The sequence below is a fragment of the Rhodocytophaga aerolata genome (genome assembly GCF_030503435.1).
Taxonomy (GTDB): Bacteria; Bacteroidota; Bacteroidia; order Cytophagales; family 172606-1; genus Rhodocytophaga; species Rhodocytophaga aerolata.
On sequence record NZ_JAUKPO010000031.1, the window covers coordinates 70,575 to 77,174 of the forward strand.

The window sequence follows — 6,600 nt, forward strand, 5'->3', positions numbered from 1 at the left end:
AAATAGCTGAACTGTAAACAAGCACATTTTCATTTTACGACAGAAGCTTAGCCATTTTACGCCATGCAGGTACATAATGAGATACTAAGAGCCATTGCACGCAATTGTGAGAGCTACGGGATAAAAGAAGAAGCAGTATACCAGCTGGCCGGCGTAAATCCTGACTCCATAGCAATACCAGATGGTATGCAGGACTGGAAGCAGGGCATCCGGATGTGGGAAAGTGCATTGACACTTACCAACTACCAGTTTATTGGAATCAGCTTCGGAAAGAATATTACGTTCTCTGTACTTGGCTGGATTGCTCCCCTTACCTCAAGTAGCCCTAGCTTAAAATTTGCCTGGAAAAGCTTTGCCGACTTTTTTCCTTTGATGGGAAATATGTTTGAATATCAGGTAACAGAGCTGCCTGATGGAAATATAAAAGTACTGTACAAACCTGCACCAGCCTGGGTAGAAACAAGCCCACTCACCGCGGCGATGGCTGCTGAACATGCCATGAGCCTAACAATATCCTTATCGGGCTACCTGATTGGGAGAATAATAAAACCTGTTTATGCAAGTTTCAGCCATCCGGTAGAAGCAAAAAATCAGTCCATTTTTACGGATTTATTTGGCCTGACCTTGTTTGGCCAGAAAGAAAATATGCTTGTATTCGATGCAGTTACGGCAGCATCTCCTCTAATATCAGCTAATGAGTTAATGTATGCAAATATGCAGAAACTATGCACAGAAAAACTGATGCAACTGAAAAGTCAAACAAGTTTTGCCAGCAAAGTATTGCAGATTCTCAGCAGCAAACAAGCCTACTACAATCCTAAACTGGAAGAAGTAGCTGCCATGCTCAATATAAGTGCACGTACCTTGCAGCGGAAACTCAAAGAAGAGAACCATACCTATCAAAGCTTGCTGGAAGAACATCAGATAGAAATGGCTTTGCAGTTACTCAGCCGTCCGCATATGCAAGTGCAGGAGGTAGCTTTTATGCTGGGTTTTACCAGTCTGCAGAATTTTAGCAGGGCCTTTAAACGGAAAACCGGGTTTAGTCCAACTCAAGTAAAACACAGTCAGCAACCAGTACTTTCGTAATTTTTACTTAGCAGGAAGATATACTCAACAAACTTGACCTATTTATGAGCATTAGTACGAGCAATGATCCGGTTAACCAACGGCTACAAAAGTTTTTTTTGCTGAGTCATAAACGTCCGGCCGTAAGTTTTGATCTGGTTTATCCCTATACCTATCTGTTTATTACGGATCTCATCGTTTCCATTCCCCATAACAAAGGAAATAAAGCGGCGGGCATACTTCTAGATTACTACCTGAGAGTTACACTGATCAAGACCAATGGCGAACGCAGAAGCTTTCCGGTAAACTTTATCAAATACATAGATACTATGCGCATAGCTAATGGAGCTGAAGGGATGGCTTTTACTCTTAATCTGGCCATTGCTGGAGAAAATATAGAAGCTAAATCTATCAACTCACAAGATCCGTATTACCATAATGTCGAAATTGCTTTAGAACAAACCACTATGGATGATACCCATAAACCTATTGAATTGAAAATATTCTACCAGGATTGTGACGGCCTGGAAATAAATAAGCTATAGCATGTTATTTTCCCGGCAAGGATTTTTCTTTAGTTAGCAGCAAACACGTTTACCTTTGGCAACAATTTTATGCCTTTTACGCATCCGTTAAGTTCTGCTTATCTTAATATTTGCGAAAGTTCAGCTTAATATAGAAACACCATCTTATCAGCATTGGCCAACTGTAGAACCTTGTAGCCGTTTTCCTTTTATTTTTTTGCGGTGCGTGTTTACTGTATGCATACTGATACAAAGCATTTCTGCTATCTGCCTGCTGCTATATCCCTTAGCTACCAGCTGGGCTACCTCCCTCTCACGGATACTTAATTTGTCAGATGGATAAAGATCAGTTGAAAGCCAGTCAGGGAAGGCAGTAGCCGGTTGATCAACAACATCTTGAATAGCTGACATACCTAAATCTGTCTGCCAGCCTTGGCTATCAAAACTCATGCTCAGCCTATGTGTAACTACTCCATTGCAGCCCGCTTTCAGCGCTATGCTTTGTTCAAAAAGTGTAACATAGCTGCCATCGGCTTTTTTCATCCGAAATGCATAATTTGAAGATACCGCTTCTTTTGGAAGCTTGCCTTCAATTTCTGTTAACCGATGAACTTTTGCCAGAGCTTGCTCTATCGTAGAAAGATCACCTGAATGGATTAACGATTGTGTAAAAGCTAATCCTCCTTGCATGAATTTTTCCGGTTCATAGCCAAGCCATCGCTCTACGTTAGGACTAACAAATTCATATTGCTTTGTGTAAAGATCTAATATCCACATCATACAAGGACCTGTCTCAAAAAGCATATCTATCACTCTATCACGCAGACTTGACTGTATAGCTTCAAGCGAGGTTCTTTTAGCAGGGAAAGAAAAAGTAGACTTCATAAAAGAATCTTTCATCAAAATGGCTGTTTGCCATGCTAAAAAGCCTGAAAAAGGTACCCGGTATTTTACATTCGTTTTCATACGCACAAATCAATTAGGAGTTGATAAATAGTTACAGGTAAATGGTAGTATGGTTGTGTATCTGCTCTTAAAGGGTAGAGTATATACCTATGTATAAAAACGCTACTTGTGGTAGCTATGAATGGATATAAACAAAGGTCTCTTATTAGGAAGTAGCATGGTAGGAGATATTTCCTGTACAACAGAGGTGTTTTCACTAGTAAAAATACGGTGTTTTTCCCCTTTGCTTGGTGAAAATGCCGGTATCTTCACAAAGATCTATTGCATATCTAATTGATAATTAAATCATTACAAATAAAGTCACTTATTCAACGAATAGCCTTGGGTAGTAGCTATTGTTTTTTCTTTTAATTTGAGAACCATAATCCCACATAAACCCATGTACTACTATGGCCAAACACTCAGAATATGTTTTTAATGTTGGAGATATCCGAAAAGTAATCGAAGGGGTAGCAGATGATAAAACGCTATCGATCAAAATTAATTTTGACAGGTTACAGGCAGATTCCCCTAAAGTTTTTAGAGCAGAAATTACAGCGACGGCAGTCGAATATGATGCTGATGGAAAAGAAATCCCTATTACGCCTTTAGCTAAGGCAGCCCCAGGTTGTCCTAATCCGCCAAGTTGTTGAGCGTACAACAGCCGTTGATAGGATATATAAAAGATGCTAACTTAGAAGCATGGTATTTGAGCTAACCAAATATTTAGATTCCATCTCTCCTCTCTTGCTGGTGCTCTATCTGCTTTTAAGCAGGACACGAATGGAGAAGAGAGATTATCTTTTTTGGTTTTTACTGGCGCAAACGCTTATTAATGGATACGCAATTATTTTGGATCAGCTGTTAGATAGACCCAATCTGTATTTATACCATGCTAACTGTGCTCTCTCCTTTCTTATCTTATCTGCCTATTTCCGCCATATTTTAACCTTTGGGCGAGCAAAGTCAATTGTTTTCTCAATCCTTTTTCTTTTTTCGCTTTTCTTTATTGTAAATCTTTTGCTCTGGGAAGATCTTAGTACTTTCAACAGCAATTCATTCGGTTTAGCAAGTCTGATTCTTGTGGCCTACTGTTTTCTTTATTACCTGGAAAATCTGATTTATCCTAAACCATTTCTGATTACTAAAACAAGGAATTTCTGGTTTGTAACCGGTATTTTGACCTATTATGCCAGTAGTTTCTTCATCTTTATTACCTACCGGAGCTTAACGGAGCAGGAGATTAAAGATATAGGCATCCTGTGGCAAATACATAATGTAGTATTTCTAGTTTTGTGTGTGTATCTATTGATTGGATATCAGTACAAACCATGGCCTTAGAAATACAGATTGTTATCGGACTTACCTTATTATTGCTACTAATTGCTTCCTTTATTATTGTATTTGTTTTCCTTCATCAACAGCAGTATCATCGGTATCTCCGGGAGAAAGAAGAAATGAAAAATACCTATAAACAAGAGCTGCTAAAGGCGCAGCTTGAAATCAAAGAGCAAACCTTGCAACTCATTTCCCAAGAAATTCACGACAATATCGGGCAAATTTTATCCTTAGTGAAATTACATCTAAATACGGTTCCTTCTCAAGCGGATAGTGCACTGGCTGGGAAGATTACTACCTCTAAAGAATTACTAAGTAAAGCCATCCAGGACTTACGTGATCTGGCAAAGACGTTGAATTCAGCACAGGCGAGCGACCGTAGTTTGTCCAGCTCTCTTGAACGGGAGCTGAATTTGATAAATAAGAGTGGTCTGTACACAACACACCTTACCGTAGAAGGCAACGAAGAGCTGTTTGATCCACAAAAACAATTGATTATCTTCCGGATAGCGCAGGAAATACTCAATAACATCCTGAAACATGCCAAAGCCAAAACTATTCGAGTGAACTTAGTCTATCAGCCCACTAGCTTTTTAATGCATATAGAGGATGATGGCATAGGCTTCGATATGAGGAGTATACAACATAAAAATAAAGCAGAAACAGGAATAGGTATTCAAAATATGTATACGAGAGCCAAACTCATCGGGGCAGATTTTAGCATAGATAGTAAAGCCGGCAGTGGCTTTCATACCAGGCTTCTCTTACCATTAAATTAACCTCATCTACCATTCAAACCGATATATGCAAGCACCAGATACAATTACCATAGCTTTAGTAGATGATCATAAGCTCTTTCGGAAAGGAATGGTGGAACTAATCAATGGGTTTACAGGCTATCATATTCTTTGGGAAGCCAACAATGGCAAAGAACTCATAGAAAAATTTACCTCGGATAAGCTGCCCTCCATTGTGTTGCTTGATATAACTATGCCCGAGATGGATGGGTACGAAACGGCTTTATGGTTAAAAAGGCATCATCCGCAGGTAAAAGTTCTGGCTCTCTCCATGTATGACCATGAAGAGTCAATCATCAGAATGCTGAAATCAGGTGCAAGTGGCTATATACTAAAGGATGCAGATCCTGCGGATCTAAAAACGGCGTTGACTGATGTGGTAAGAAAAGGTTTTTACTACTCAGATCTGGTTAGTGGAACCCTTATTCAGAATATGCATAAAGAGAACACACATAAAGAATTAGCTAAATTAAATGAGCGTGAATTAGAGTTTTTAAAGCTAGTTTGTTCCGAACTTACCTACAAAGAAATAGCCGATATAATGTGTGTAGCCACCCGCACCGTGGATGGATACCGGGAGGCTCTATTTGAAAAACTACATATTAAAAGCAGAACAGGTTTAGTTTTGTATGCCATAAAACACCATATAATATCTGTTAGTTAATATATGACGGTCGTCTACCTTAGATATAATTTATCATTTTTATTATTAATGTGAATCAAGGGTTGAAAAGGCAGTATAGTAAGGAGGGGTAAATTTGTAGAATGCTACAACTACAACTTATCCAACTCTATGACTATATCTGCCACTGCTATGATACACAGAGTTGTCTGCATTATCAACGCATGAGCAATAATTATTCACCCTTATTCACAGATCAAGAAGTGATGACTATATATCTGTTTAGCATTTTGCAGAAAAGATTTACTATCAGGCAAGGATATGACTATATTGTCAACCATTGGCTTGACTGGTTTCCTTGTCTGCCTTCTTATCAAGCCTATAACAAGCGCTTGAATGACTTGTACTGGCAATTTGAAGTCCTAGCCAAAGAATTGACGGAAAACCTTTCCTGCAAGGACTGCTATACTGATGTAAGCTTAGCAGATTCTTTACCTATTGTACTTTCTAAGAGACCTTATCAGGCTAAAGTAGCTTTGCAAGTAGCTGATAAAGGGTATTGTGCTACAAAAAACCTATATTACCATGGCCTAAAGCTACACTTTCTAGGAGCAGACTGCTATCAGCGGTTACCTCAGGCACAATACATCGGCTTTAGCCAAGCCTCAGCCAATGACCTGACGGTATTGAAACCTGTACTCAGCCAATTACAAACTTGTAGGGTAATTGGCGATAAAATTTATGCTTCCCAACAGTTCAATGAGCAACTAAAGGCTCAGCAAGTGGAAATACGTACGCCTGTTAAGTTGAAAAAAGGACAGAAGTATTTAGAAGCGGCTGATAAGCTGTTTTCCCGATATGTCAGTGCTGTCAGGCAACCAGTAGAGGCTTTCTTTCATTGGCTCAATGAAAAAACAGCTATTCAAACAGCTTGTAAAGTTCGTTCGGAAAAAGGACTTTGGGTGCATTGTTTTGGTAGGCTTTCTGCAGCCCTTTTTATATTAGTTTTCAACTCTTGATTCACATTATTAATAAACCATTATCCTCATGGTAGTGTATTTGTGGGCAACTCAGCATGAGTTGCCCACAAATACACCTTTTTATTGTTTATACACTAAAAGAAGTTTCGCCTCCATATTTACATATTTGTAAGCCGTACTCTTCCACTGCTTTATAGCCAACTCTTCAGTAGCCCCCCTTATTCATCAGCTATCTTCTCAATTTATGCAACATATACAGATTTTTATAAAATTAACGTGAACTATGGATTAGTAAAAGCATAAAGGGCTCAAAATGAATTAGCTTT

8 protein-coding genes are annotated in these 6,600 nt (G+C 38.9%); 7 read left to right on the top strand and 1 reads right to left on the bottom strand.

What is annotated here, in order from left to right; all coding sequences use genetic code 11:
* Positions 1-63: 63 nt before the first annotated feature.
* A complete protein-coding gene (locus Q0590_RS29825) occupies positions 64-1,089 on the top strand; it encodes an AraC family transcriptional regulator (RefSeq protein WP_302041311.1) in 1,026 nt (341 codons plus the stop codon).
* 44 nt (positions 1,090-1,133) lie between these two features.
* Positions 1,134-1,613: a hypothetical protein gene (locus tag Q0590_RS29830; RefSeq protein WP_302041312.1), complete on the top strand. Its 480-nt coding sequence runs from the start codon at positions 1,134-1,136 to the stop codon at positions 1,611-1,613.
* 147 nt (positions 1,614-1,760) lie between these two features.
* Here the strand turns inward: Q0590_RS29830 and Q0590_RS29835 are convergent, their stop codons facing one another.
* On the bottom strand, positions 1,761-2,558 hold the full coding sequence (locus Q0590_RS29835; protein WP_302041313.1) for a LuxR C-terminal-related transcriptional regulator: 798 nt from the start codon (positions 2,556-2,558) through the stop codon (positions 1,761-1,763).
* A gap of 389 nt (positions 2,559-2,947) precedes the next feature.
* Between Q0590_RS29835 and Q0590_RS29840 the strand changes: the two genes are divergently transcribed.
* The 5 genes from Q0590_RS29840 to Q0590_RS29860 all read left to right on the top strand — a co-directional run bounded on the left by Q0590_RS29840 (position 2,948) and on the right by Q0590_RS29860 (position 6,313).
* Entirely contained in the window at positions 2,948-3,190 is a 243-nt protein-coding gene (locus Q0590_RS29840) for a hypothetical protein (protein ID WP_302041314.1), read from the top strand.
* 130 nt (positions 3,191-3,320) lie between these two features.
* Positions 3,321-3,878 carry a hypothetical protein gene (locus tag Q0590_RS29845; protein WP_302041315.1) on the top strand — a complete coding sequence of 186 codons (558 nt, stop codon included), beginning with the start codon at positions 3,321-3,323 and terminating at the stop codon, positions 3,876-3,878.
* On the top strand, positions 3,869-4,654 hold the full coding sequence (locus Q0590_RS29850) for a sensor histidine kinase (RefSeq protein WP_302041316.1): 786 nt from the start codon (positions 3,869-3,871) through the stop codon (positions 4,652-4,654). The genes Q0590_RS29845 and Q0590_RS29850 overlap by 10 nt, the downstream gene beginning before the upstream one ends.
* 25 nt (positions 4,655-4,679) lie before the next feature.
* Positions 4,680-5,336 (top strand): response regulator transcription factor, encoded by a 657-nt coding sequence (locus Q0590_RS29855; protein WP_302041317.1) that lies wholly within the window; start codon positions 4,680-4,682, stop codon positions 5,334-5,336.
* Positions 5,337-5,437: 101 nt separating this feature from the next.
* Complete coding sequence (locus Q0590_RS29860) at positions 5,438-6,313, top strand: transposase (protein ID WP_302041318.1); 876 nt, start codon at positions 5,438-5,440, stop codon at positions 6,311-6,313.
* Positions 6,314-6,600 lie beyond the last annotated feature (287 nt).